This is a genomic window from Levilactobacillus suantsaii (assembly GCF_004115745.1).
In the GTDB taxonomy this organism is placed as follows: Bacteria; Bacillota; Bacilli; order Lactobacillales; family Lactobacillaceae; genus Levilactobacillus; species Levilactobacillus suantsaii.
Map to the genome: position 1 here is coordinate 1 of NZ_QXIL01000053.1, position 1803 is coordinate 1803.

The following is a 1803-nucleotide window of genomic DNA, read 5'->3' on the forward strand; positions in this document are numbered from 1 at the left end:
GGGCGCCTGCTCCTCAAAGAATTAGTAGTTTAACTGGCGCTGTTAGGTACTTGACACATATGGATAATCCTGAAAAATATCAGTATGATAATGCTGATATTGAGACCTTTGGAGGCTTTGATTTAGAGAGTTGCTTAGCTCTTTCTACTGGGGATAAGCGCCAAGCCTTACGTGACATGTTGACTTTTATTTCTGAAAATGAAATTATGCATTTAAAAGACTTTGCAGATTATTGCATGTCTGAGGAAGCACCAGCTGGCTGGTTCGAACTTCTAACTGAAAGGAATACGCTTTTTATTAAAGAATATATCAAGTCAAATTGGCAGAAACAACAGTATGCTAGTAAAAACATCAATAAAAGGTAGTTTCTGTATAATTTTTTAAGAGCTGACTATATAATGGTCAGCTCTTTTTGTGGTTAAGCTGACATCAGCTTGCCCTACTCGGGTAGAGTTCTGCATGAAATGCGCTCGCTATGCAATAGCCCGCCGGAGGTTTTTCTAGCCGGATAATAGGCGCAGAAAAATAGCAGTTCTCCCAGTAGGAAGGGAGAACGCTACTACCTCGTAGAGCCCACACTTTACCTTGTAAAGTATAATGGGTTATACTTTACTTGGAAGATAACTCCGAAATGAGGTGCGTACAATGAGTTTTGCAGTGGCTAGAATGACGAAATTAAAAGCTGATAATTTAGTCGGCATTGGCAATCATGACCAACGGAAAACGACTAATCACAGCAACGAAGATATTGATGTTTCCCGCTCCCACCTGAATTATGATTTGGTGGCTGGACGCACTGATAATTTTAAAACGGATATTGAAGCCTATATCAACGAAAACAAAGCGAGTAAGTGGGCAGTTCGCAAAGACGCTGTTTTAGTCAATGAGTGGATTATAACCAGTGACAAAGATTTTTTTGAGCAATTAGACGAAGCCGAAACCCGTAAATATTTTGAAACAGCCAAACAATATTTTGCAGATAACTATGGTGACGAAAATATTCGCTATGCAGTTGTTCATATGGACGAGAAGACCCCTCATATGCATATGGGCATTGTGCCCTTTGATGATGATAAAAAGCTCTCAGCTAAGCGTATATTCAATCGTGAAGCCTTACAGCACATTCAAGAGGAATTACCACAGTACCTCAAAGAAAATGGCTTTGATGTTCAACGTGGTAACAAAAATAAAGAGCGTAAGAATTTATCAGTACCCGAATACAAAGCTATGCGGGAAGAATTGAAAAAAATAGAGACCGAAAAACAAGAGACACAAGCAAAGCTTGCAGATACTAAAAAACAGCTTGATGAAATCAAACCACGGGATACCAAGAAAATTGCTAGTAAACCCACCTTGATGAATAAAAATAAAGTCACGGTTGATAAATCTGATCTCGCTGATTTGGAACAAAGGGCGGTGACTAGCGACGCTTATAACTTTGAAAAAATTCATCTGGAAGTAGAAAATCATAGTTTGCGTAATGATTTGAGCGAAGCCAAGGGTCACAACTATGAACTGAAAAAAGAAAATGAGCGATTACAAAAACTAGTAGGAATGCTTCAAGGCATTATACGAAATGTTGATGAGTTTCTACACAAAAAACTAGGTATCAATTTACCTGACAAGTGGCTAGAGCGTGCAGGACTAAAAAAACCGTCTAAAAAAGCCCCTGAAAGCTCACAGGAACTCGACAAACATAAATCTGATGAATTAGGCGGTCCACATCTTTAAAACGCTTATACGAGCTTAAAATGGCGTTTAAGAGCTTAATTTACCATCTCGCTAGATTGAACGTACTTAACT

The 1803-nt window shown here is 38.8% G+C and carries 2 protein-coding genes; both read left to right on the top strand.

Annotated features, from left to right (window positions below; all coding sequences use genetic code 11):
- Window positions 1-365: Rep family protein (locus DXH47_RS11460; protein ID WP_225423584.1), on the top strand; the 365-nt coding region annotated here is incomplete at its 5' end.
- A 280-nt stretch (window positions 366-645) separates the two neighbouring features.
- Window positions 646-1731: a MobV family relaxase gene (gene mobV / locus DXH47_RS11465; RefSeq protein ID WP_129033427.1), complete on the top strand. Its 1086-nt coding sequence runs from the start codon at window positions 646-648 to the stop codon at window positions 1729-1731.
- Window positions 1732-1803 lie beyond the last annotated feature (72 nt).

What these genes read in the sequence shown, in the direction of transcription:
- mobV (WP_129033427.1), top strand. Translation starts at nt 646, where the DNA reads ATGAGTTTTGCAGTGGCTAGAATGACGAAATTAAAAGCTGATAATTTA.